The sequence below is a fragment of the Pseudomonas putida genome (assembly GCF_005080685.1).
GTDB lineage: Bacteria > Pseudomonadota > Gammaproteobacteria > Pseudomonadales > Pseudomonadaceae > Aquipseudomonas > Aquipseudomonas putida_V.
Window position 1 is genome coordinate 3,259,592 of sequence record NZ_CP039371.1, and the last position, 24,951, is coordinate 3,284,542.

The following is a 24,951-nucleotide window of genomic DNA, read 5'->3' on the forward strand; positions in this document are numbered from 1 at the left end:
TCTCCAGCGCGTCCGCTGGGAAGCCACCGCCCCCACCGCGCCCCTGAACCCACATCAAGAGGTTTGTATGAACGCCCCCTTCGATCAGCTGTCCGCCTGGCTGAAAGAACACCGGATCACCGAAGTCGAATGCGTGATCAGCGACCTGACCGGCATCGCCCGCGGCAAGATCGCCCCTACCGCCAAATTCCTTCACGAACGAGGCATGCGCTTGCCTGAAAGCGTGCTGCTGCAGACGGTCACTGGCGACTACGTCGACGACGACATCTACTACGGCCTGCTCGACGCTGCCGACATCGACATGGTCTGCCGCCCGACCCGGCTGCTGTGTACCAGATCCCATGGGCCATCGAGCCGACCGCGATCGTCATCCACGACACCTTCGACAAACACGGCAACCCGATCGCGCTGTCGCCACGCAACGTGCTGAAAAAGGTGCTCAAGCTGTATGCCGACAGGGGCTGGCAGCCCATCGTCGCGCCCGAGATGGAGTTCTACCTGACCCAACGCTGTGAAGACCCAGACCTGCCGCTGCAAGTGCCGCTGGGCCGCTCGGGCCGCGCGGAAAGTGGCCGTCAGTCGTTCTCCATCGATGCCGCCAACGAATTCGACCCGCTATTCGAGGATGTCTACGACTGGTGCGAGTTGCAGGGCCTTGACCTCGACACGCTGATCCACGAAGACGGCCCGGCGCAGATGGAGATCAACTTCCGCCATGGCGACGCGCTGGACCTTGCCGACCAGATCACCGTGTTCAAGCGCACCATGCGCGAAGCGGCGCTCAAGCACAACGTCACCGCCACCTTCATGGCCAAGCCGATCACCGACGAGCCGGGCAGCGCCATGCACCTGCACCAGAGCGTGGTCGACATCGCCAGTGGCCAGCCGATCTTCGCCAACGCCGATGGCAGCATGAGCGAGCTGTTCCTGCACCACATCGGTGGCCTGCAGAAGTACATCCCCAAGCTGTTGCCGATGTTCGCGCCCAACGTCAACTCGTTCCGCCGCTTCCTGCCCGACACCTCGGCGCCAGTGAACGTCGAATGGGGTGAGGAGAACCGCACCGCCGGCCTGCGGGTGCCGACCTCCAGCCCCGAGTCGATGCGCGTGGAGAACCGCCTGCCCGGCGCCGATGCCAACCCGTACCTGGCGATCGCCGCGAGCCTGCTGTGTGGCTACCTGGGCATGGTCGAGAAGCAACAGCCCAGCGCGCCGGTGCAAGGTCGTGCCTACGAGCGGCGCAACCTGCGCCTGCCGATCACCATCGAGGATGCCTTGCAGCACATGGAGGATTGCGAGGTGGTGCGCCAGTACCTCGGGCATCAGTTCGTCGAGGGCTACGTGGCGGTCAAGCGCGCCGAACACGAGAACTTCAAACGGGTGATCAGCTCCTGGGAGCGTGAGTTCCTTCTGCTCAGTGTCTGATCGCCGCCCATCGCCACAGTACATCCAGAACAAGACCAAACGAGGTGTCGTCATGCGTCAACTGCAAGCCCTGATTCCCGCTGCATTCACCCTGCTGTTCGGAGCCGCCGCCCAGGCTGCGCCGAGCGTCAGCGTGTACAACTGGACCGACTACATCGGCGACACGACCCTGGCAGATTTCCAGGCCAGCAGCGGTATCAAGGTGGTGTACGACGTGTTCGATTCCAACGAAACCCTGGAAGGCAAGCTGCTGGCCGGACGTACCGGCTACGACGTGGTGGTGCCCTCCAACCACTTCCTCGGTCGCCAGGCGCAAGCCGGCGCCTTCATGCCGCTGGATCGCAGTAAGCTGCCGAACTGGAAGCACCTGGACCCCAAGCTGCTCAAGCAGCTTGAACAGAACGATCCCGGCAATCGCTATGCCGTGCCCTATCTGTGGGGCACCAATGGCATCGGCTACAACGTCGAAAAGGTCAAGGCCGCATTGGGTATCGATCGCATCGACTCCTGGGCGGTGCTGTTCGAGCCGGAAAACCTGAAGAAACTCAAGCAATGCGGCGTGGCCTTCATGGATTCACCGGACGAGTTGTTCCCGGCGATGCTCAACTACCTCGGGCTCGATCCACGCAGCGAAAACCCTGCCGACTACGCCAAGGCCGAGGCACGCCTGCTCGAACTGCGTCCCTATGTGACCTACTTCCATTCCTCCAAGTACGTGTCCGACCTGGCCAACGGCAACGTCTGCATTGCCTTCGGCTACTCCGGCGACGTTTTCCAGGCCGCCAACCGGGCGGTCGAGGCCAACAATGGCATCAAGGTCGCGTACAGCATTCCCAAGGAAGGCAGCAATCTGTGGTTCGACCTGCTGGCCATCCCCAAGGACGCCAACAACCCCGAGCAGGCCCTGGCGTTCATCAACTACCTGCTCGACCCGCACGTGATCGCCAAGGTCAGCGCCACCGTCGGCTATGCCAATGCCAACCCCGATGCACAGGCCTACATGGATGCCTCGCTGGTGAACAACCCCGAGATCTACCCGCCTCAGGACGTACTCGACAAACTGTACATCTCCAGCACCCCGAGCCCGAAGATCATGCGGGTGATGACCCGTTCCTGGAGCAAGATCAAGTCCAACCGCTGAGCCGAGTGAGCCACCATGCCCCACGCTACTCAACACACCGCGTCCTACTATGCCGCCAGTGCGCGTGACGCCTCCCCCTACCCCAGCCTGGACAGCGAGCTGACGGCCGACGTGTGCGTGGTCGGTGGCGGCCTCACCGGAGTGAATACCGCGCTTGAACTGGCCGAGCGCGGGCTTTCGGTGGTGCTGCTGGAAGGCCGGCGCATCGGCTGGGGTGCCAGCGGGCGCAACGGCGGCCAACTGATCCGTGGCATCGGCCATGATGTCAGCGGCTTCGCCCGGCACGTGGGGCAGGACGGCGTGGCTTACCTGAAGCAGGCCGGCATCGAGTCGGTGGCCCTGGTCGCCCGGCGTATCGCCCAGTACGACATCGCCTGCGACCTGCGCTGGGGCTTCTGCGAGCTGGCCAATACCCCTGCGCAATTCGACGCGATGCGCCATGAGCAGGAGGAACTGGCGGCCCTTGGCTACCGTCATGCAACCCAACTGGTCCCCCCTGAGCGCCTGCACGAGGTGGTAGCCAGTGAATTGTATGCCGGCGGGCTAGTGGACATGGGGTCGGGCCACCTGCACCCGCTCGACCTGGTGCAAGGTGAAGCGCGGGTAGCGCAGGGCCTAGGTGTACGCATCTTCGAACAGAGCCCAGTGCTGCGCATCGAGCACGGCTCCAACGTCACGCTGCACACTGCAAGCGGCAAGGTGCGTGCGCAAAGCCTGGTGCTGGGCTGCAATGCCCATCTCGACGAACTTGAGCCGCGTCTGAGTGGCAAGGTGCTCCCCGCCGGCAGTTACGTGGTAGCCACCGAGCCGTTGCCCGAAGCGCTCGCCAGTGCGTTGATCCCGCGCAACATGGCGCTGTGTGACCAGAAGGTCGGGCTGGACTATTACCGCCTCACCGCCGATCGCCGCTTGCTGTTCGGTGGCGCCTGTCACTATTCGGGCCGCGACCCAAAGGACATCGGTGCCTACATGCGGCCCAAGGTCCTCAAGGTTTTCCCGCAACTGGCCGATGTGCGCATCGACTACCAATGGGGCGGCCTGATCGGCATCACCGCCAACCGCTTCCCCCAGGTTGGACGACTGCGCCAGCACCCCAACGTGTATTACGCCCAGGGTTACTCTGGGCATGGGTTGAACGTCACCCACTGGACGGCGAAGCTGCTGGCCGAGGCGATCGCCGTCGGCCAGAGCAAGGGACTGGATGTGTTCAGTGCCGTTCCGCACCTGACGTTTCCGGGTGGCCGGGCCTTGCGGTCACCGCTGTTGGCGCTGGGAATGCTGTGGTATCGGCTGAAGGAAGCGCTTGGTTAATACCGAACAATCTACTTGAGAATATAATCTCAACCTTTTGTATTTTATGGTTTTTTTTGCATCTCTTAACAATCCACATCAAGTTGCGGAAAAGATTACACAAGCGCTAAAGAGCGGCCTTCAAACCATTGTCCTGCATGGATTTTTTACGAGGATCATTCAGTAGGGAGTATCCGCGCGCCAGCAAGGCCTGCCCAATGAACCGCGACCCGACGCCATTGAGGTGCGCACGATCCAGATACAGCAGCTTGCCATCGATCATCGGCGAACAATTGCCACCCTTGCAGATGACCTCATCGGGATCGATGAAATGGATCTGCGGGAAGCGTTCACGCACCTGGGCCCAGTACTGCGGCCGGTTACGCTGGGCGACCGCGCAATCGCGCGCCAGGCCGAACATCAGTTGGCGGATCGGGCAGGTCGCGGCCTTCTCGATCAGCGGGTTGTCGAGAATGACGATGACCTCGCCGCTGGCCGCCACAGCCTTCTCCAGGCTGGCCTCGACCAGCCCTTGCGACGCTTCGTCCGGCGGCCAGTTGCCGGCTAGCACCACGTAGGGGTAATGGTTGCGTTCGATCAACTCGAAGACCCGCTGGTTGCGTACCGCGCAGTGGTCTGCATAGACCGCCGGCATGCGGTCGCGGTAGCCGAGGATCGGCGGACACGAATCAAGCGTGTAGTCCATCAGGCTGATGTTATCGGGCCTGGCCAGCAGGTCGACCATGCCGGTGAAGTGATTGGCGAACGAGTCGCCGACCATGATGCCGTCCAGCGCCTCCTTCTGTGCTCCCAGGCGGCAGGCGGCATCCGGCTCGGTGCGATACAAGGCATTGGGCACATGGCAGCCGCGGCGGTTCTGTGCCGGCTTGTCCAGCGTCATGGCCTCGAGGGCGTTTACCTGTGGGCTGAACCGAGCGGGAAAACCATCCAGCGCCTGACCGGCGCCCGCCAGCACGGCCAGCCCCAACACCGGCGCGGCGAAACGGCGGAAAAACACCCGTGCGAACGACAACTGCAGGCCCGAGCGACGGAAGGGTTTTTCCACGTAGCGCCAGGACAGCCAGGCCAACAGCAACGCCAGCGCCATTACCAGCACTGCAAGACCAGCGCTCATCGGCACTTCCAGGTAGTTCAGGTAGGCAATGAGCGGCCAGTGCCACAGGTACAGCGAATACGACACCAGGCCGACGAACACCATTGGCCGGCTGGCCAGCAATGGCGAGCGGGCACCGTTGCTGCCCGCCTGGATCAGCAGCAACGTGCCCAGGCACGGCCACAGTGCGTTCAACCCTGGAAAAGTCGCCTCCTCGTTCAGCATCCACAGGGGGACGACGATCGCCAGGTAGCCCAGCACGGTGCAGATGAACGACTGCCCTGCCCCCACGTTCGGCCGGTGCTGCACATGCCAGATCGCCAACCAGCCGCCGAGCATCAACTCGAAGAAGCGGGTCGGCAGCAGATAGTAGGCGGCGGTGGCGAAATTGCCGGTGGCGTATTCGGAAAAACCCACCGCCATCACCACACCCATGCCCAGCAGCCACAGCAGGTAACGCGGTGCAAAGCGGTACACCAGCAACACCATCAACGGCCAGACCAGATAGAACTGCTCCTCGACGCCCAGCGACCAGGTATGCAACAAAGGAGCTTCACTGGCATCGGCGGCGAAGTAGTTGCCGTACTTGAGCCAGATGAACAGGTTCGACACCCCTAGCAGCGCGAACAATGCATTGTTGTAGAGGCGCACCAGATCGACCGGAGACAGCAGCACGCTTCCTACCAGCACGCAGGCCAGGAGCACCGTGAGCAAGGCTGGAACGATGCGGTTGATGCGGCGCTGGTAAAAGCCCTTGAGCGAAAAACGCCCTTCGCGCAGCTCCTGGAACACCTGGGAGGTGATCAGGTAGCCAGAAATCACGAAGAAGATGTCCACACCGACGAAGCCACCGGGTAGCCAACCGGGGCTCAGGTGATGCAGGAACACGGCAAGCACCGCGATGGCCCGCAAGCCATCGATGTCGGAACGGTAACTGTCCTGGCGCATGGGAACGAATCCTTCGTCTGGATGCCGGCAAGGCAAAGTGCCATCCACTAGGTGTAGCGTTCATGAGATAAGCCCGCCATGACCATCAGTCAATAAAACGACGACCGGCCGCCATCCACTGTTCACTCGGCAAAGTTCGCCATTAAATTGACTTTCAAGCCAGCAACTGCCAAGCGCCAGACGCCTGCTAGCGTTGTTCAGGCCACCCCTTCATGGACGCTTGCAGATCATGAAACCACTGCCTCGCATCACTTTGCTGTGCGCCGCATTGCTCGCCCTGGCCGCTTGCTCCAGCCACCAGGTCGACCCCAAGGACTATTCCGGTTTTCTGAAGGACTACAGTCGACTACAACCCGCCAAGAGCGCCTCTGGCGCCCCGGTGATGCGCTGGATCGACCCTGGCATCAAGGCCAGCCAGTACACCGAGGTATTCATCGAGCCCAGCCAGTTCTATCCCAAGCCACAGCCCACCGAGGTGATTCCGGCGCAGACCCTGCAGGAAATCACCCGCTACTTCAACGACGCCCTGCGTCGCGAGTTGGGTGGCGTGCTGACGCTGGTCAAATCGCCGGGGCCGAAGACCATCGTGGTACGCCCGGCGATCACCGCCGTATCCACCAGCAACGAGGGTCTCAAGCCCTATGAGGTGATCCCTATCGCCCTGGTGGCGGCGGCGGTCAACACCGCCTCTGGCGGCCGTGACCAGGAAGTGGATGTGGCGGTAGAGGCCGCCTTCCTCGATGGCGCCACGCAGAAGGTGCTGGCCCAGGTGGTGCGCAAGGGCAGCGGCAAAGCGTTGGAAAACGACACCCAGAAGTTGACGCTGAACGACGTCAAGCCGGTGCTCGATGGCTGGGCGCGTGACATGCGCAACAGCTTCGTCGCGCTCAGGAGCAAGGCGCGCTGAGTCACTGTCGCCAACAGGGCTGCTACGGCAGCCCTGTTTTCAGCACTCGACGAACGCCACCGCCAGCCCCCCGCGCGAGGTTTCCTTGTAGTTGGCATGCATATCCGCACCCGTGTCACGCATCGTACGAATCACCCGATCGAGGGAGATGAAGTGCTCGCCATCGCCCCGCAGGGCCATCTGCACCGCGTTGATCGCCTTCACAGCAGCTATCGCATTGCGCTCGATGCACGGCACCTGGACCAACCCGCCAACAGGGTCGCAAGTCAACCCCAGGTTGTGCTCCAGGGCAATCTCCGCGGCATTCTCCAACTGCGCCGGGGTAGCGCCCAGGACCTCGGCAAGCCCCGCAGCCGCCATGGAGCAAGCCGACCCCACTTCACCCTGGCAGCCCACCTCTGCACCGGAGATGGAGGCGTTCTTCTTGCACAGAATGCCCACCGCCGCTGCCGCGAGCAGGAAGGCGACGACATCGTCGTCACAGGCCTGGTCGTTGAACTTCATGTAATAGTGCAACACCGCCGGGATGATACCGGCAGCCCCGTTGGTGGGCGCAGTGACCATGCGCCCGCCAGCGGCGTTTTCTTCGTTGACCGCCAGGGCATACAGGTTCACCCATTCCATGGCGCTCAGGGTCGAACCGATCACGTTCGGTTTACCCAGCTCTTGCAAGCTACGGTGCAGACGCGCGGCACGGCGCTTGACCTGCAACCCACCCGGCAACACGCCTTCGTTACGCAGGCCATTGACCACGCACTCCTTCATCGCCGCCCAGATACGCAGCAGCCCCTCGCGTACCTCGGCCTCAGGGCGCCAGGCGCACTCGTTGGCCAGCATCAACTGACTGACGCTCAGGCCGTGCGCCTTGCAGAGCTCCAGCAGTTCGGCACCACTGGAAAACTCATAGGGCAAGCGCACCGCTCCCTCATTGCTGACCGGAGCATCGATCTCGGCCTGTTCGACGATGAACCCGCCGCCAATCGAGTAGTAGGTCTGGCTGAACAGGCAGACCTCGTCCCGCATGGCGTGCAAGCTCATGGCGTTGGGATGGTATGGCAGATCCTCGTCGAGCAGGCGCATGTCCCGGGCGTAATCGAACACCACCGGGTGGCTGCCATCGAGGATCAGGCAGTGCTCCTGCAACAGTTGGGCAATGCGTGGCTCGATGCTGGCGGGGTCGATCCGGTCCGGCCACTGCCCCATCAGCCCGAGCAGACAGGCGCGGTCGGTTGCATGGCCGACACCAGTGGCCGACAACGAGCCGTACAGGCGTACTTCGACGCGGCCCACCTGGGTCAGCAGATCCTGTTCGCGCAGGGCCTGGGCAAAGGTCGCGGCAGCCCGCATCGGGCCCACCGTGTGCGAACTGGAAGGGCCGATGCCAATCTTGAAAAGGTCGAAAACACTGATAGCCATGCTAATGCCTGACCGTGGCGGCAGTTTCCTAGCGCCACGATTCCGTAGAAAATTTGAGCGAAATTGCCAATTGGCGCCATACTGACGCGCAGACCCGGCAATGACCAACGAAACCTCCTAAGCAAGCCATTAGCATGACTAAACGATGAGACGCCAACTCAACGGCCAGATGTTCGTCTGGCTACACGTGTTTTCCTGCGCTGCCCGACACCTGTCCTTCACTCGCTGCGCCGAAGAGCTGCATATCACCCCGGGCGCGGTCAGCCAGCAGATGCGCCAACTCGAGGAGCGCCTGGGCTACCGGTTGTTCCTGCGCCGGCCCCGTGGCGTGGAGTTGAGCGCCGAGGGCCAGCGGCTGGCGCAGACGGTGGCCGAGGCCTACGGCAGTATCGAGGCCGAACTGTTGCGCCTGGATGCCGGCGAAATCCGCGGCACATTGCGCCTGCGCTCGATTCCGTCGTTCCTGGCCAAGTGGCTGACACCGCGGCTGCCTCGCTTCCAGCAGCGCTACCCGGACATCGAGTTGCGGCTGGTGGCCGAAGACAGTGCCCAGGCGCTCGACCCCGAGGATTTCGACCTGGCCATCGACCTCAACGACGGCAGCTATCCCGGCATGTTGTCCACGCCCTTGCTGGACGAGCAGATCTTCCCGGTCTGCTCGCCGGCCCTGCTGCGCGGCCGCCCGCCGCTGCATGGCCCGGCGGACCTGGTGCATTACCCGTTGCTGCACGACATGACGGCCTGGCGTGGCAGCTCGGAATACGCCGAATGGGAGTTCTACCTGGAAGGCATCGGTGCCACGGGCCTCGATGTCCGTCGGGGCCACACGTTCAACCGCAACCATCTGACGATCGAGGCAGCTATCGCTGGCATCGGCGTGGCGATCGCCCGGCGCACCCTGCTCAATGACGAACTGGAGCGTGGAGCGCTGATCGTGCCGTTCGGGGTGCCCATCGCCAACCACAAGCGCTACATGCTGCATTACTCGCCAGGAGGCCTGGCCCAGCCAGGGGCTCGTGCGGTGCACGACTGGCTGGTTGAAGAGGCCAGCAGTTTCAGGGCATTGCACAGGGGCTGACACCATTGAACCGGCACTGACCTCGGCCCCAGCAGCAATGAAGATCCTGTAGGAGCGGGTTTACCCGCGAACCAGACACCACGGTGCACGATGAGGGCTGCGCCGGTGTTCGCCGGCGCTCACCGCACTGCCGTCACCCCCTGATCCGGCTCCGGCGTCACCACCTGCCCCAGGTCGATATGACGGAAGTCTGGCTTTGCCCCCAATCGCGCATTGAAACGCACGTTGAAGGTAAACGGGTCGTCGGTCACCTGGTCCAGCGCCTTGCCATAGACCGCCGCCACCCCGGCCCCGTCATACCCCATCAAGCGCAGCAGGGTCGGGAAGATGTTGTAGTGGCTGGAAGCATTGCGGTTATGCGCCAGGTGAGCCTGCCAGTCCAGGGTCTTGAGGCCCTGCCCCTGGATCACCAGCAACGGCACCAACCCCTCTTCCGCCACCGGGTCACTGTCGCAATGGGTGTTCAAGCCAGGATTGCCTCGCTCATGCAGGTCTTGCCCATGATCGGAGGTATAGATCACCACCGCCTGGCTCAGGTCGCCGTCGGCAAACAGGCGCCGGAAGAACTCGCCAACGTTCCACTGCACGCTGTTGCGATAGCTGTTGCGATACAACACCCAGTCCTGAGGCCGCCCGTCGAACCCATCACGGGTGCCGATATCCGTCACATCGGTGAAACGCCCACGCGGCAGCGCCGGCCTGTACGTCATGAAATCGTCGGGGTACTTGTCGTGCACCGGGAAATGCGCACCGACCTTGTTGATCACGATCAACTGCGGCTTACCGTCGGCCAGCAGCGCCACCAGGCGCGTCAGTGCCGCCATGTCACGCTGCACCACCGGCGTGTCGTCGAATTGGATGAACTGGTCGATGTCGCGTTTTTCCGTCTCGGTCATCAGGTTCTGCAAGTGCCCGCCGGTACGCTGGCTGTCGATGTAGACCGTACCCAACCCCGCCGCCTTGGCGTACTGCCAGATCGATGGCTGGGTCGAGTTGATGCGCAGGTAGTCGTCGCGGGTGCCGCCGTAACGCAGCGTGACGTTGGTGTCGGCACTGCAATTGGCGATGGAAGCGGCATAGCCGAAATTGACGATATCCACGCCTGGCTGCGGGCGGTTCAAGTGGCTGTTCACGCCGGCTGGCGTGTTGATGTCCAGGTAGTTACCGGCAATGCTTTCATCGATCACCAGGACGATGTCGCGGGCCAGTGGCGCCGTCGTGCGCGCCAGGCTCACCGGCTGGCGCGGGCCGACACTGGCATGCACGCTTTCGTAACCCATGAGGCTGAGGTAGGCCAGCGGCGTGTACATGACCGGCAGGCCCCGTGCGCCCTCGCCGGCACGCACGAACAGGATCGCCACCAGCAGCGCCAGCGCCAGCACCGGCGAGGCCATCGGCAGCCAGGTTGGCACCAAGCGCGGTGCTGGCCCTGGACGCACGCCAATGCCCAGCAACAGCAGTGCCGCCTTTGCCATGGCCAGGGTAATTGCATAGTGGTACTGCTGCAGCGCCTCCTGAACGAAGCCACCGGCGTAGACCATCGATACGAAAGCGCTGTAGGTCATGTAGGCGTCGGTGATCCGAGTGTACGCGTCGATGAACACCGCGCTCACCGCAAGAACCAGCGCCAATGCCCAGCGCAAAAGGGCTGGACGAATCCAGGCAGACAACAGCAAAGCCGCCGCCAGCACCGCGAACACCCCGAGATACAGGAGCAGCGGCAAGCCTATCCCGAGCGCCCCGATGCGTTCGGCGTAATAACCGTGAAAACTCGCCAGATAGCCAACCAACAGCAAGATTTTGACCCAGCCACGCATGTCCCGGACCCTCGCGGTCATCGATTTCTACTCAAACCGTAGCAGTCCTGAAACAATTCACAAGCCGGAAATGTCAATTTACCGGCGATATCACAACGCCAGAATTTGGCGCTTTCAGTGTCTCATCCTCGTCACTCTCTATTACTCACAGGCCAGGAATGACGCGGCCTACAACCGTTCATCGGTTATTGCTTCGGCCATTTGCCACTAGCTTTCAACGCTAACCCCCGGATTGGCAAAGGGTTGCTGGCAATTCGCCCTAGGCGTTAGCGCGTGTAAATGAAGCGAAACATGCCATTGGTTTGACGCAATTGCGCAAGGCTGAGCTATACCGAATTCACATCTGTTTCATCTCCCTTACTCATCCATCGAGGCGATGCGCATGGACGTGAGCGTTTTTGGTACCGGTTATGTCGGTCTGGTACAGGCGGCAGCCTTGGCGGACGTAGGGCACCGCGTGCTCTGCGTGGACGTGGATACCCACAAGATCAATCAGTTGCGCCAGGGCGTGCCGCCGATCAGCGAGCCCGGGCTGTCGGAACTGCTGGAAGACAACATCCGCGAAGGCCGCCTGTCGTTCAGTACCCAGGCCAGCGACGCGGTAAGCCATGCCGAGCTGATCTTCATCGCCGTGGGCACCCCGCCGGACGAGAACGGTTCGGCCGACCTGTCCCACGTACTGGACGTCACCCGGCAGATCACCGAGCTGATGGAGGGCGACCGCACCCTGATCGTCAAGTCGACCGTGCCGGTGGGCACCGCTGACCAGGTGCTGGTGCTGGCCCGCGACGAATTGCAGCGCCTGGGCAAGGCGCAGCTTCAGGTGCGCGTGGTGTCCAACCCGGAATTTCTCAAGGAAGGCAGCGCCCTCGCCGACTGCATGCGCCCTGATCGCATCATCGTCGGCACCCGCGATGCGGTGGCTCACGACCAGCTCAGCGAACTCTACGCACCGTTCTGTCGCAACCATGAAAAGCTCATGTTCATGGACAACCGCAGTGCCGAGCTGACCAAGTACGCCGCCAATGCCATGCTCGCCACCCGCATCAGTTTCATGAACGAATTGGCCAACCTCAGCGAGCGCCTGGGCGCCGACATCGAGGCGGTGCGCAAGGGCATCGGCTCCGACCCGCGCATCGGCTACCACTTCATCTACCCGGGGTGCGGCTTCGGCGGCTCGTGCTTCCCCAAGGACATCAAGGCCTTGCTGCACACCGCCGAGCACAGTGGCATGCCGCTGCGCCTGCTGCAGAGCGTCAACGACGTCAACGACCAACAGCGCCAGGTGCCTTTCGCCAAGCTCAAGCAGCGCCTGGGCGGTCAACTGGCCGGCAAGTCCATCGCCCTCTGGGGCCTGGCGTTCAAACCCAACACCGACGACATGCGCGAGGCGCCAAGCCGCTACCTGATGGAAGCACTCTGGGCCGAAGGCGCCACGGTACGTGCCTACGACCCTGAGGCAATGGATGAATGCCGGCGCCTGTACGGCTACCGCGACGACCTGCAGTTGTGCGCCACGCGTGACGACACCCTGCAGGACGCCGACGCCCTGGTGATCTGCACCGAATGGAAGAACTTCCGCGTGGTCGACTTCACCCTCCTGGCGAGCAAGCTGCGCGAGCGGGTGATCATCGATGGACGCAACCTCTACAACCCCGAGCAAGTCGCCGCCCATGGCCTGCTCTACAGCGGCATCGGCCTGCGCCAGGTCACGCCCCAGGTAGGCGCGCCATGAAGGTGCTGGTGACCGGCGCAGCCGGTTTCATCGGTGCTCACACCTGCCTGCGCCTGCTGCGCGATGGTCACCAGGTCCTGGGGTTGGACAACTACAACGACTACTACGACCCCAGCCTCAAGCATGACCGCGTGCGCTGGGTACGTGAGCAGGCCGGCGACCTGGCGGTGCACCATCTGGACCTGGGCGACCGCGACGGGGTGGCGCGGCTGTTCGCCCTGGAGCGCCCCGACGTGGTGGTGCACCTGGCCGCGCAGGCCGGCGTGCGTTACTCGCTGCAAAATCCACAGGCCTATGTCGACAGCAACCTCGCAGGCTTTCTCAACATTCTCGAAGGCTGCCGCCGGCATCCGGTGCAGCACTTGCTGTACGCCTCGTCCAGCTCGGTGTACGGCGCCAACCAGCGCACCCCATACCGGGTGCAGGACGCCGTCGACCACCCGCTGTCGCTGTACGCTGCCACCAAGAAGGCCAACGAGGCCATGGCCCATAGCTACAGCCACCTGTTCGGCGTGCCCTGCAGCGGTTTGCGTTTTTTCACCGTCTACGGCCCCTGGGGGCGCCCCGACATGTCGCCGATGCAGTTCGCCACGGCGATCAGCCAGGGACGTGCGATCCAGTTGTTCAACTACGGCCGCCACCAGCGCGACTTCACCTACATCGACGACATCGTCGAAAGCCTGGTGCGCTTGATTCCCCAACCGCCAGGCGCCGACTCGCATTGGGACGCGCTGGAGCCAGACCCCGCCACCAGCCACGCGCCCTGGCGCCTGTTCAACATCGGCGGGCAGCGTCCAGTAGAGCTGCTCGACTACCTGGCATTACTGGAAAAACACCTGCAACGCGACGCTGTGATCGAACTGCTGCCGCTGCAACCGGGCGATGTGCTGGCGACCTGCGCCGATGCCACCGCGCTGGACCAGGTCACCGGTTTTACCCCATGCATTTCACTGGATGAAGGGCTCAGGCGATTCGTCGCCTGGTTTCAAGGCTACTACTCGCCCAACGGCCCTCGGGCCAACCGCGCAGGCGAGCAGTCGGATCAACGGAGGGCGGTATGACGGGACAACCCAGAAGCGCGCAGCTACAGGCGCTGTACCAGGACAAACGAATGGACCCGGCGCATCGACAACGCATCGATGCAGCGATCCACATGCAAGGCCGTGGCTGGTTCACAGGCCGTATCGGTGGCCGGCCATGGACCTTGTCGCGCACCAATCGGGCATTGTCGTGCCTGGCGGCGCTCGGCCTGTTGCTGTTGCTGTCGCCGGTATTCCTGGTGCTCGCCCTGCTGATCAAGGGCTCCAGCGCCGGCCCTGTGTTCTTCGTGCAAAAACGCACCGGTTACCGCGGCCGGGTGTTCGGCATGTTCAAGTTCCGCACCATGGTCGCCAATGCCGAGGCACTGAAGGACTCGGTGCGCCACCTGAACAAGCACGGCGCCGATGCCATCGACTTCAAGATCGACAAGGACCCGCGCATCACCTCGGTCGGCAGCTGGCTGCGCCGCAGCAGCCTGGACGAGCTGCCCAACCTGATCAACGTGGTCACCGGCGACATGCGCCTGGTTGGCCCTCGCCCCACCTCGTTCAACGCGTATCGCTACAAGGACAACCACCTCGCGCGGTTGTCGATCTACCCCGGCATGACCGGCCTCTGGCAGATCTCCGGGCGCAGCAACATCGACTTCGACCAACGCGTCGAGCTTGACCTGAGTTACATCAACGAACAGAGCCCCATGCTGGACATGAAAATCCTGCTCAAGACTCCGTTCAAAGTCTTCACTGGCCACGGAGCAAGTTGAGATGGACGGTTCTACTTCGAGAAGCCTGAGTGTCGCCACCCCGAGCGAGACCAACCTGACCGCCACTGTCCTCGACCTCGACCAGCGCACCCTGCTGCTGACCGCGGCCAATACCGGCAGCGGCACCAGCACCAGCAGCCTGGTATTCGCCAATCAGTTGGCGATGATGAGCGCCGGCAGCGTATTGCTGATCGACAGCAGCAACACCGGCAACAACCTCAGCCAGCAGTTGGGCCTGGGCAAGTTGCGCGGGTTCACCGACCTGCTGTTCGACCAGGACACCCCGCCGCTGGCCCAGGACTGCATCGTGCGCCTGGCCGACCAGCCGTTCGACATCCTCCCCGGCGGCACCTTCCGCCGTGGCCGCGAGCGCCTGGATCCGGAGCGCCTGCGCATCCTGCTGGCGCAACTGAGCGTCCACTACCGCTTCGTGGTCATCGATGGCGAGGCCGTGTACGCCAGCGCCGACAGCCTGGTGATCGGCACCCTGGTCGACGGCGTGATCCTGGTCGTGTGCGCCGAGGAAACCCGCTGGGAAGTCGCCCAAGCCGCGGCCCAACGCCTGACCCAGGCGGGGGCTCGATTGATCGGCAGCGTGTTCAACAAGCGCAAGTACTACATGCCCAAGTGGCTGTACGACAACCTCTAGGCCGGTACAGGAGAAGACCATGAGATACCCATCGATTGCCCTGTGCCTGCTCGCCCTCGGCGGCTGCGCCAGCCAGGACAGCCGCGAGATGCCGGTGCAGATCCTCACCGCCCCCGCGGCCGAAAGCCAGGCCACCGAAGTGGCCAAGCGTGAACAGGTACTGCGCCCGCAGGACGTGCTGGAAGTGATCTTCCACATCCCCAACAGCTCCTCGGGGGTGTACCGCATCCAGTCCGGCGACACCGTCGACCTCAACTTCATGGCCGCCAGCGGCCTCAACGGCAGCCAACTGGTACAGCCCGACGGCACCATCACCTTGCCCAGCACCAATGCCCCGGTGCGTGTCGAAGGCTTGACCACCGCCGACGCCGAGACCGCGATCCGCGATGCCTACCGCAATAAACGGGTGTTCCAGAACAACCGTGACCAGGTCACCGTGCGCGTGCTCAGCCCGATGACCAGCGAAGTCACCTTGAAGAACACCCTGACCCACCCCGGTACCGGCATGAGCCGGGACATCACGGTGGGCAGCGACGGCCGCGCGACCTTCCCGGAAATCGGCTCGGTGCCGCTGCAAGGGATGACCGTCAACCAGCTGCGCGACTACCTCAACGAGCGCTACGCCAGCCTGCCCGGGCACATGACGGTCGACGTGCTGCTCAAATCCACCGCCGGCAACGAGATCTACGTGCTGGGCGAAGTCGGCCAACCTGGCGCCTTCGCGATCCGTCGCCCGGTCTCGGTGCTCGAGGCGCTGACCCTGGCGCGCGGCCCGACCCTCAAGGCCAAGCTCGGCTCGGTGGTGATCATGCGCCGCGAGGGCAACACCGTGCATGCAGTGAACTACGACGTCGACAAGGCCTTGGCCGGCGGTAGCCAGAACCTCGCCTACCTGCAGCCTGAAGACATGCTCTACGTACCCAAGACCAAACTCGCCAGTGCCGCCGAGCTGTCCCGGCAACTGGCCGACGTGGTGCTGTTCCAGGGCTGGGGCTTCAGCTTCAGCTACCGGGTCGACGACAAAGACAGCGACAACTGACAGGGGGAGCCCGGCATGATCACGCAACCGAAAGAAAACTACGTGCACGAGTTCTTCCGCATCTTCTTCGCCAACCGCCAGTTGGTGAAGCGGGTGTTCCTGGTCTTCGCCGTGATCGCGGTGTTGCTGCCACTGCTGCTCAAGCAGAGCTACGACATCACCGCCGAGGTCATCGTGCAGTCCAAGAAACTGTCGCAAAGCGACACCAGCTCGGCACTTGCCCAGGAGGCCGACCAGTTCATCCCGCCATCGCTGGCGGACATGGAAACCGAAAGCAATATCCTGCGCTCGCCTACGTTGATCCGTGAAACCATCAACCAGCTGCGCAAGGAAGGCCTTTACCAGAGCGAGCCGGGCCTGCTGCAGCGCACTGTCTTCACGCCGCTGCACAACGCCGTGGTGGCCCCCGTGGGGCGCCTGTTCGGCAGCAAGCCGGAGGAAGCCCGCGACACCGAACTGGATGCGCTCACCGATCAGGCAGTCAAGGGCCTGACCGTCGAGACCCTGCCCGGCTCCAACGTAATCTCGGTGGTGTACAGCGCCGAGGATCCCAAGCTTGGCACCCTGTTCGTCGCCCGCCTGCTGGACAACTTCCTGAAGAACCGCCAGGACCTGCAGTCCAACGAACTGCCCGAAGCCTTCTACGAGCAGAAGAAACTGCACTACCAGGCCCGCCTCGGCGACCTCGAGAGCCAACGCCTGGGCCTGCTGACGGCGATCGGCTCGTCCGATCCGAAGGAAGAGATCACCTTCCGCCTCAACGCCATCAACACCGAGGAACAGGCGCTCAACCTGCAGCGTGATCGCCAACTGCAGAACAGCCAGTGGCTCGATTACCTGCAGGCCAACATGGCTACCGCCAGCAAGGCCAGGATGTCGGACTACGCGTTCCCCTTCACCTTCACCACCACGGTCGACAACGTGGCCTTCGAGGACCGCGAAATCAAGCAGCTCGGTGAGCAACTGACCACCCAGACAGCCCGCTACAACGCTGACCTGACGGTGTTCCAGCCAGGCTCCGAGCAGATGCTGCTGGCCCGCGAGCAGATCGCCAAGTTGCGCGGCCAGTTCCTCAAGATCGTCGACAACCGCATCCGCGAACGGCAGCAGGACCTGACCGTGACCCAGCAGGTGATCGACCAGAAGACCCAGCGCATCGCCGAATACAAGGATCGCATCCACCAACTGCGCGAGACCCAGAGCAAGACCCGTCAGCTGGACACCGAGATCGAGGCGCTGCACAAGGCCTTCTCGACCTACGCCCAGCGCTATGAAGAAAGCCGCGGCCAGGGCCTGCTCGACGGCAGCCAGTCCAACGCCCGGATCCTCAGTGCCCCCTACGAACCAACTGCTGCAGCGTTCCCCAAACCTGGCCTGATCATTCCATTCGGCCTGGTGACCGGCCTGCTGCTGGCGATCGCCATCGTCTATGTGCGTGAGTTCTTTGACCACCGCTTCAAGCACCCGGCACAGCTCACCCACCAGCTCGACCTGCCGGTGCTGCTGGTGATCAACGACCAGACCCCGGCCCTGCCCAACCCGCACAAGGCTTGGTCCGTCCCGCGGTTGGTGCACTGGGTGCGCAATTGAACGCCGCCGTGCAGGGCTGCGCCCGGCCGATCCTGCACCTGCTGAGCAGTGGCGGGTTCTACGGCGCCGAGCGCATGCTGCTGGACCACTGCCTGGCCACGCCTGGCCGGCACCGGGTGCTGTTTCTCGATGCCCCGGCCGACCTGGTTGCGCGGTTTCGCGAGGCAGGCGTGGACAGCCACGCCTGCACCGGCCTCGGCGAGCTGCTGGCGCACCTGCGCCGGCTGCGCGCCGAAGGCGTGCTGATCAACAGCCACAATTTCAAGGGCCTGTTGTTCGGCTGGCTGGCGGCCAGCGTCTTGCGCCTGCCGATGATCGCTACCCAGCACGGCTTTACCCCGCGCAGCCGCAAACAGCGCTTCTATACCTGGTTGAGCTTGCAGCTGTGCCGCACCCCGACCATCGGCCAGGTAGTCTGCGTGGCCGAAAGCATCGCCCGTATCCACCGTGATGCGCGAGTACCGGCGCGCAAGCTGGAAGTCATCCCCAATGGTCTGCCACCCGCAGCGACGCAAGCCGCCGGCGAGCGGGACTGGGGTCACCAGGGTGGCACCTGGTTGGCCGCCTACGTTGGTCGCCTTAGCCATGAAAAGGGCCCGGACCTGTTTCTCGATGCGCTCATCCCGCTGTGCCAGCGCCACCCGCGGGCGCACGCGGTGATGCTTGGCGAAGGCCCGGAACGACAGCTGCTGCAAGCACGAATCGATGCCGCCGGACTCCATGGGCGTATCACCCTGCCCGGCTTCCAACGCGAAATGCGCCCCTGGATGGCGCGCCTGGACGCCCTGGTGATCAGCTCACGTACCGAAGGCACGCCAATGATCCTGCTCGAGGCCATGCAAGATGGCGTGCCGGTGGTGGCCTTTGGGGTCGGCGGCATTCCCGATGTGATCGAGCACGGTCGCAGTGGGCTGCTGGCCGCGCCGCTGGCGGTGAACGAGCTTGGCGAGCACCTGCGCGCACTGCTCGAAGACCCGGCACAGGCCGCCGAACTGGTGGCCCGCGCCCGCCAGACGCAACGCGAACGCTACCACCTGCCAACCCTGGCACAGCGCTGGGCCCGGGTCTATCGGGGCTCGCTCGAGGAGGTTGTCGCATGATCATCCCGCTGTCGCTGGTAGGCCTGGTCGGCCTGCTCTGCCTGGGGTTGCTGGCCAGCCCCTACCCATACCTGGCACCGGCCGGGGTGCTCGGCCTGGCCGGGGCCCTGGTGTTGTACCGCAAGCCTGCCTGGGGTCTGCTGGCGATCGCCACCCTGGTGCCACTGGAAGGGCTGCTCAAGGACAGCCTGTTGTCCGCCGCCAAGCTGGTGGGCATCGGCCTGGTGCTGATCCTCAGCCTGCAACTGGCCATCCGCCAATTGCCCAGCGAACGCTTGCGCAGCAGCCACTGGCGCCTGTTGATCCCGTTCATGGCGCTGTATTTGCTGAGCCTTTGGACCAGCGACAACCTGCAACTGTCGGTCGGCCACCTGCGCGAATTGCTGGTCGGCCTGGTGGTGTTCGTCATCACCCTGCTGGCCGGGCGCGACCTCCACCTGCCAATGTTGGCGCGCCTGGTGACCCTGAGCGTCTGCGTGATCTGCCTGTTCGCGCTGTTTTCCACCCATTACCAGGAGCAGGGCCGCGCCTCGGCCATGCTCGACCCCAACGCCTTCGCCCTGCTGGTCACCATTGCCCTGCCCATGGCGCTGTGGCTGGCGATCAAGACCCGTGCGCTGGCGCTGCGGCTGTTCTGGGTAGCGTGCTGCCTGTTGCTGTTGGCCGGCATGACCAAGACCGAGTCGCGCTCGGGGCTGGTGGTGCTGCTGATCAGCCTGGGCATCGTGCTGTACAACTACCGCGAACAGCTCACGCATATCCGCCCACGCCACCTGGGCTTCGCCATGCTTGGCCTGGCCATCGTCCTGCCACTGGGCGCGGCGCTGATGCCGGCGGGTTACGTCGAGCGCATCCAGACCCTGGTGCAGCTCAAGGGTGGGGTAAACGCGCACAAGGACGAGTCCCTTGGCCGTCGCTCCTCCTATCTGGTGGTGGGCAAGGAGATGATCAGCCACAGCCCGGTGCTCGGCACCGGTCCCGGCACCTTCCCGCTGCACTATGCGCAAACCGGCTTCTCCAAGGCATTTGCCGGCTTCAGCGCGAAGACCACCGACCTCTACCGGCGCGCCCACAACACCTACCTGGAAGTCTTCACCGAGCAGGGGCTGCCGGCCGGCCTGCTGTTCGTCGGGATGATCGCCCTGGCCGTGCGCAACTTCTGGCAGGCCCGCGCCGCGTGGCGCGCCACGGGCGATCGGGACAACGCCGACCTGATGACCCACCTGACCATGAGCATGCTGGCCATCGGTCTGTTCCTGATGTTCCTCAGCGTTCCGGCGCACAAGTACCTGTGGCTGATGCTCGCGCTGTCGAGTGTGGTGGTGCGCCAGGCCCGCGAGCCAAGGGGCCGGGAGGTGGCGCGATGACCCTGGTCAGCATCGTCATCCCGATGTTCAACGAGGCCCGCCACATAGGCCGCACCCTCGACGCCGCGCGCCGCGCCGCGCACTTCGCCGGGGTCGGCTGCGAACTGGTGGTGGTCGACAACGGCTCCAGCGACAACGGGCCACAGATTGCCGTGCAACATGGCGCCAAGCTGCTGAACCTGCCAGGTGTTGCCATCGGTGCCCTGCGCAACCACGGCGCCAGGGCCTGCACAGGCGACTGGCTGGCGTTTCTCGATGCCGACATCGAGGTGCCCGGCAACTGGCTGAGCCTGTTGCTCGACCTGCAACAGCGCGGCGAGGGCGACGTATTCGCCCTCGACTGCGACACCCCGCGCCAGGCGCCGTGGTTCGCCTATGCCTGGCAACGGCGCACGCTGCGCGCCGGGCAAACGGTGCAGGACTGCAATTGGCTGCCCACCCCCAACCTGCTGATGCGCCGTCGTTGGTTCGAGCAGGTAGGCGGCTTCGACGAGCGTCTGCGTACCGGCGAGGACAAGGACTTCACCTTGCGCCTGAGCGAGGCCGGTGCGCGCCTGCGTGTGCTGCGCCAGCCGGTGGTACTGCACTGGGGCTTCGAGGGCAGCTGGAGCGAATGGCTGGGCAAGGAAATGTGGCGCCAGGGCAGCCATTTGCAGCTGTTGCGCAGCCACGGCCTGAGCCTGCGCCTGCTGCGCTTCCCGTTGTTGTCGCTGGCTGCCTGGGCGCTCGACCTGCTGGCCTTGTCGGCCCTGCTCGACGGGTTCGCCCACCTGGCCCTGGCGTTCTTGCTGGTCGGCGCCCTGCCCGCCCTGGGCCTGGCGCTGCGCCAGAGCCTGAAACACCGCGACCCGCTGCTGAGCCTGCAACTGTGGGGTTTGCACTGGTTGCGCCTGCACCTGGCGGGAGCTGCGTTCGTGCTCAGCCTGTTCAACCGCACTGCAAGGAGGCCCGCCCGTGGCTGAGTTCATTTTCTGGCTGTGCCTGCTGCTCCCCCTGTACGCCTGGATCGGCTACCCGGTGCTGCTGAGCCTGGCAGCGTCGTTGTTTCCTCGGCGCCGGCCTGCGCCACTGGCGCCGCAACGAGTCAGCGTGGTGATCGCCGCGCACAACGAAGAACGTCATATCGAGCACAAGCTGCGCAGTGTGCTCAGCCAGGATTACCGGGCCGCCGAGCTGCAGGTGATCGTTGCCAGCGATGGCTCCAGCGACCGTACGGTTGAACTGGCGCGCGGCGTGCGCGACCCTCGGGTACAGGTACTGGACCTGCCGCGCCTGGGCAAGACCGCCGTGCTCAACACCGCAGTCAGTACCTGCCGCGGCGACATTCTGGTGTTCACCGACGCCGACAACCAATGGGCAGACGACACCCTCGGCCTGCTGCTGGCGCCGTTCGCCGACCCCGAGGTCGGCGGCAGTGCCGGGCACATGATCATCCCCAACCCCGGCAAGGGCCTGAGCCTGGGCGACAGCCTCTACCGCCACTACGAAGCCTGGCTGCGCAAGGTCGAGAACCGCACCGGCTGCATGGTCTCCGCCGACGGTGCCTTGCTGGCCGTGCGCCGCGAGCTGTACCAGGCGATTCCACCCCAGGTCAACGACGACTTCTTCATCAGTACCTGCGCACCGGCCGCGGGCAAACGCATCGTCTACGTGCCCGAGGCAGTGGTGATCGACCAGGGCGTCGACGAGGCCGGCAAGCAGTTCCGGCGCCGCCAGCGGGTCACCGTCGGCGGGCTGCAGAGCCTGGCCGCCCGCCGCGAGCTACTCAACCCGCTGCGCCACGGCCTGTACGCCATCGCCCTGATCAGCCACAAGCTGATTCGCCGGCTGGCACCGGTGCTGCTGCTGCCACTGCTGTTGGCCAACCTGTGGCTGGCCGCCGAACCCGGCCTGTACCGGCTGACCCTGGCTGCACAGTTGCTGGGCTACGCCTTCGCCATTGCCGGCCTGCTCGATGTGCGCCACCGCCTGCCCAAGCCGTTTCGCCTGGCCGCTTTCGTTCTGGTGACCCTGGCCGGCATGTGCGTCGGGCTGTGGCAGTTCCTGCGTGGACACGGCTACAGCCAATGGAACCCGGACCAGAACCGATGAGCGACCGCCCATGCCGATAAAGACCCGAATCAAGCAGGCCAGCGGTTGGCTGTATTTCCAATCGCCCAAGGGCCGTGCCGAACTGCGTGGCGCCGGGGTGATCCTCATGCTGCACCGGGTGCTGGCCGACGACGCCAGCGCCGCGCTGCCCCATCGCAACGAGCTGTGCGTCGGGCCCAGGGCATTCGAAGGCCTGCTGCGCTGGCTGCCCAGGCACTTCGACTGCGTAAGCCTCATGGACCTGCTCGACGACCACGCCGCGCCTCGTCGCGAAGGACGCCCCAAGGTCGCCCTGACGTTCGACGACGGCTGGCGCGACAACGCGCTCAACGCCTTCCCGCTGCTGCGCAAGCACCAGGTGCCGGCGAGCATCTTCCTGTCCACCGACTTCATTGGCAGCCGCCAGCGCTTCTGGTGGGAAAGCGTCGGCGAGACCTTGTGGGGCAGCCACGGCGAGGCGCCGCGCAAGCATCTGATCGAGCAACTGCGCAAGCTCGGCAGGCCGCTGCCAGCCGCCTACTTCATGACCGACCGCCCGCAGGCCCGCAGCCAGGCCCTGGCGCACTACCTGCAGAGCCTCAAGAGCCTTAGCCAACCGGCCTTGCACCTGCTCACCGACGCCTGTCCAGCCGAATCCATGCCCCAGGCCATGGACTGGCAGCACGTGCACGAACTGGAAAGCTCCGGCCTGATCCGTTTCGGCCCGCACGGCGCCAGCCATGCCCTGCTACCGCAGCTGGACGACCACCGCCTGGATGAGGAGCTGCAGCGCAGCCAGGCAGCATTGCAGGCCGGCTGCCGTCATCCGCTGCCGGTGTACTGCTACCCCAACGGCGACCACGACGAGCGGGTTCGCAGCCGCGTCGCCGCGCACCGTTACCCGTTCGCCCTGAGCACTCGCCCCGGCATCTGCAGAGGCCACGACGATCCGCTCGCGCTACCGCGCATCGGCGTCAGCCAGCGCAACGCCAGCCGCCCGATGCTGCTGGCCTGGCGCATGAGCCGTGGAGGCCGTGCATGAGCCGCGACAATTACCTGCGCCACCTGCTGCTGAGCATGGGCACCAAGCTTGCGATGATCGCCCTGCGCCTGCTGCGCAACGTGCTCCTGGCACGCATCCTCGGGCCCAGTGAACGCGGGCTGTTCGCGCTGCTCAGTACCCTCCCCGACCTGATCAGCGCCGCTACCAGCGGCGGCCTGAACAGCGCCGTGGGCTACCAGGCGGCCAAGCAGCGCGACATGGGGCTGCTGCTGACCCAGGTGCTGGTGTATGGCTGCCTGCTGGCCGCCGTGCTGACACTGGCCTGCGTGTGGCTGGTACGTGAGTTTGGTGCAGACCTGGAGGTCACCGTGCAGCTTGGCCTGCTGGCCTGGCTGCTGCTGCTCGCGGTACCGATGACCGTGCTCAAGAGTGGCCTGCTGACCCTGCACAATGCCAGTGGTGGCGTCGGCGCCTTCAACGCCCTGCGCTTGAGCGAATCGCTGGCTCCACTGCTGCTGTTCCTCGGATTGTTCTGGATGTGGCGCGACCAGGCCCTGGAAGCGGCGTTGATCAGTTGGCTGGTGGGCATAGGCCTGGTTCTGGTGCTGGGCCTGTGGTGGCTGCGCCGGCAACACCGGCTCGGTTTGAAGTGGGACCGCAGCGGCCAGCGCGAGCTGCTCAGCTACAGCGCCAAGAGCCACCCGGACCTGTTGTTCCAGCAGTTGATCCTGCGCTCGGACTACCTGTTCATCGGCGCCATGCTCGGCAGCTCGGCTCTGGGCCATTACGCCATGGCCAGCGCTGCCGCCGAATTGCTGCTCATCGTGCCCGAGGCCGTCACCACGCCGCTGATGAAACGCCTGCTGCAGCAGGACGAGGGCATGGACAAACTCACCCCGCTGGCCCTGCGCTTGACTGCCACGGTGATGCTCGGCGCCTGCCTGGGCATGGCGCTGATCGGCGAGTGGCTGATCGTCACGCTGTTCGGCGCAGCCTACCAACCGGCCTACCCGGCCCTGCTGGCGCTGCTGCCCGGGCTGCTCGGGCTGTGCTACGCGAGCATCCTGCGCCTCGACCTGCTGGGCAAGAACCGTCCCGGCACAGTGTCGCTGCTGATGGGCGCGGGCGCTGCGCTGAACCTGCTGCTCAACGTGTTGATGATCCCCGCCTGGGGCATCGTCGGCGCGGCGCTGGCCTCATCGATCGCCTATCTGGTCGTGACCGTGGCGATGCTGGTGCTGTATTGCCGGCTCAGCGGCGTTTCGCTGGGCCAGACCCTGATCATGCTGCCCAGCGATTTCACGCCATTGCGCCAGATGCTGCAACGGAGGCCGGCATGAGCCTTTCAACCACGGCCCCGGCGCACGCGCGCAAGGCCTACCGCTTACTCAACCCCCGCCAGGGCGCACGATGTAGCCCTGACATGGACCGCGTCATGAGACGCACCGCGACCTGCCG

General features: G+C 64.4%; 19 protein-coding genes and 1 pseudogene. 17 read left to right on the top strand and 3 right to left on the bottom strand.

The genetic code is table 11. The features are described from left to right. Positions 1 to 67: 67 nt before the first annotated feature. The 3 genes and pseudogenes from E6B08_RS14925 (at position 68) to E6B08_RS14935 (ending at position 3,877) form a co-directional block, all read left to right on the top strand. Positions 68 to 1,425 (top strand): annotated as a pseudogene (locus tag E6B08_RS14925) (glutamine synthetase family protein). A 52-nt stretch (positions 1,426 to 1,477) separates the two neighbouring features. After that, positions 1,478 to 2,566 carry a polyamine ABC transporter substrate-binding protein gene (locus E6B08_RS14930; RefSeq protein WP_136914738.1) on the top strand — a complete coding sequence of 363 codons (1,089 nt, stop codon included), beginning with the start codon at positions 1,478 to 1,480 and terminating at the stop codon, positions 2,564 to 2,566. A 15-nt stretch (positions 2,567 to 2,581) separates the two neighbouring features. Then, positions 2,582 to 3,877: an NAD(P)/FAD-dependent oxidoreductase gene (locus E6B08_RS14935; RefSeq protein WP_136914739.1), complete on the top strand. Its 1,296-nt coding sequence runs from the start codon at positions 2,582 to 2,584 to the stop codon at positions 3,875 to 3,877. Between the two features lie 106 nt (positions 3,878 to 3,983). Here the strand turns inward: E6B08_RS14935 and E6B08_RS14940 are convergent, their stop codons facing one another. Beyond that, a complete protein-coding gene (locus E6B08_RS14940; RefSeq protein ID WP_136914740.1) occupies positions 3,984 to 5,918 on the bottom strand; it encodes an acyltransferase family protein in 1,935 nt (644 codons plus the stop codon). Positions 5,919 to 6,147: 229 nt separating this feature from the next. On the opposite strand from E6B08_RS14940, the gene E6B08_RS14945 reads away from it, so the two are divergent. Next, complete coding sequence (locus E6B08_RS14945; RefSeq protein ID WP_136914741.1) at positions 6,148 to 6,825, top strand: DUF3313 domain-containing protein; 678 nt, start codon at positions 6,148 to 6,150, stop codon at positions 6,823 to 6,825. Positions 6,826 to 6,864: 39 nt separating this feature from the next. Here the strand turns inward: E6B08_RS14945 and E6B08_RS14950 are convergent, their stop codons facing one another. Continuing rightward, positions 6,865 to 8,241: an L-serine ammonia-lyase gene (locus E6B08_RS14950; RefSeq protein ID WP_136914742.1), complete on the bottom strand. Its 1,377-nt coding sequence runs from the start codon at positions 8,239 to 8,241 to the stop codon at positions 6,865 to 6,867. Positions 8,242 to 8,386: 145 nt separating this feature from the next. On the opposite strand from E6B08_RS14950, the gene E6B08_RS14955 reads away from it, so the two are divergent. Beyond that, on the top strand, positions 8,387 to 9,319 hold the full coding sequence (locus E6B08_RS14955; protein WP_136914743.1) for a LysR substrate-binding domain-containing protein: 933 nt from the start codon (positions 8,387 to 8,389) through the stop codon (positions 9,317 to 9,319). A gap of 119 nt (positions 9,320 to 9,438) precedes the next feature. On the opposite strand, the gene E6B08_RS14960 is transcribed toward E6B08_RS14955, so the two are convergent. Beyond that, positions 9,439 to 11,136 (bottom strand): sulfatase-like hydrolase/transferase, encoded by a 1,698-nt coding sequence (locus tag E6B08_RS14960; RefSeq protein WP_136914744.1) that lies wholly within the window; start codon positions 11,134 to 11,136, stop codon positions 9,439 to 9,441. 382 nt (positions 11,137 to 11,518) lie between these two features. Between E6B08_RS14960 and E6B08_RS14965 the strand changes: the two genes are divergently transcribed. From E6B08_RS14965 to E6B08_RS15020, 12 genes are read left to right on the top strand one after another with little or no spacing between them, the layout of a single operon-like run. Beyond that, positions 11,519 to 12,871, top strand: a complete 1,353-nt coding sequence (locus tag E6B08_RS14965) for a UDP-glucose dehydrogenase family protein (protein ID WP_136914745.1) — start codon at positions 11,519 to 11,521, stop codon at positions 12,869 to 12,871. After that, the gene (locus tag E6B08_RS14970) at positions 12,868 to 13,932 is read left to right on the top strand and encodes an NAD-dependent epimerase (protein ID WP_136914746.1); all 1,065 of its coding nucleotides are present in this window, start codon (positions 12,868 to 12,870) and stop codon (positions 13,930 to 13,932) included. Before E6B08_RS14965 ends, E6B08_RS14970 begins: the two co-directional genes overlap by 4 nt. Further along, positions 13,929 to 14,675, top strand: coding sequence for a sugar transferase (locus E6B08_RS14975; protein ID WP_136914747.1), 747 nt, complete (start codon positions 13,929 to 13,931; stop codon positions 14,673 to 14,675). Before E6B08_RS14970 ends, E6B08_RS14975 begins: the two co-directional genes overlap by 4 nt. 1 nt (position 14,676) lies before the next feature. After that, on the top strand, positions 14,677 to 15,324 hold the full coding sequence (locus E6B08_RS14980) for a CpsD/CapB family tyrosine-protein kinase (RefSeq protein ID WP_136914748.1): 648 nt from the start codon (positions 14,677 to 14,679) through the stop codon (positions 15,322 to 15,324). Positions 15,325 to 15,343: 19 nt separating this feature from the next. After that, a complete protein-coding gene (locus tag E6B08_RS14985; protein WP_136914749.1) occupies positions 15,344 to 16,363 on the top strand; it encodes a polysaccharide biosynthesis/export family protein in 1,020 nt (339 codons plus the stop codon). A gap of 15 nt (positions 16,364 to 16,378) precedes the next feature. After that, positions 16,379 to 17,953 carry a GumC family protein gene (locus E6B08_RS14990; protein WP_136914750.1) on the top strand — a complete coding sequence of 525 codons (1,575 nt, stop codon included), beginning with the start codon at positions 16,379 to 16,381 and terminating at the stop codon, positions 17,951 to 17,953. Further along, positions 17,950 to 19,053 carry a glycosyltransferase family 4 protein gene (locus tag E6B08_RS14995; RefSeq protein WP_238349212.1) on the top strand — a complete coding sequence of 368 codons (1,104 nt, stop codon included), beginning with the start codon at positions 17,950 to 17,952 and terminating at the stop codon, positions 19,051 to 19,053. Before E6B08_RS14990 ends, E6B08_RS14995 begins: the two co-directional genes overlap by 4 nt. Then, positions 19,050 to 20,420 carry an O-antigen ligase family protein gene (locus E6B08_RS15000; RefSeq protein WP_136914751.1) on the top strand — a complete coding sequence of 457 codons (1,371 nt, stop codon included), beginning with the start codon at positions 19,050 to 19,052 and terminating at the stop codon, positions 20,418 to 20,420. Before E6B08_RS14995 ends, E6B08_RS15000 begins: the two co-directional genes overlap by 4 nt. Continuing rightward, positions 20,417 to 21,382 carry a glycosyltransferase gene (locus E6B08_RS15005; RefSeq protein WP_136914752.1) on the top strand — a complete coding sequence of 322 codons (966 nt, stop codon included), beginning with the start codon at positions 20,417 to 20,419 and terminating at the stop codon, positions 21,380 to 21,382. The genes E6B08_RS15000 and E6B08_RS15005 overlap by 4 nt, the downstream gene beginning before the upstream one ends. Continuing rightward, positions 21,375 to 22,511 (top strand): glycosyltransferase family 2 protein, encoded by a 1,137-nt coding sequence (locus E6B08_RS15010; RefSeq protein WP_136914753.1) that lies wholly within the window; start codon positions 21,375 to 21,377, stop codon positions 22,509 to 22,511. The genes E6B08_RS15005 and E6B08_RS15010 overlap by 8 nt, the downstream gene beginning before the upstream one ends. A gap of 10 nt (positions 22,512 to 22,521) precedes the next feature. Next, a complete protein-coding gene (locus tag E6B08_RS15015; protein WP_136914754.1) occupies positions 22,522 to 23,532 on the top strand; it encodes a polysaccharide deacetylase family protein in 1,011 nt (336 codons plus the stop codon). Then, positions 23,529 to 24,833, top strand: coding sequence for a lipopolysaccharide biosynthesis protein (locus E6B08_RS15020; protein WP_136914755.1), 1,305 nt, complete (start codon positions 23,529 to 23,531; stop codon positions 24,831 to 24,833). The genes E6B08_RS15015 and E6B08_RS15020 overlap by 4 nt, the downstream gene beginning before the upstream one ends. Positions 24,834 to 24,951 lie beyond the last annotated feature (118 nt).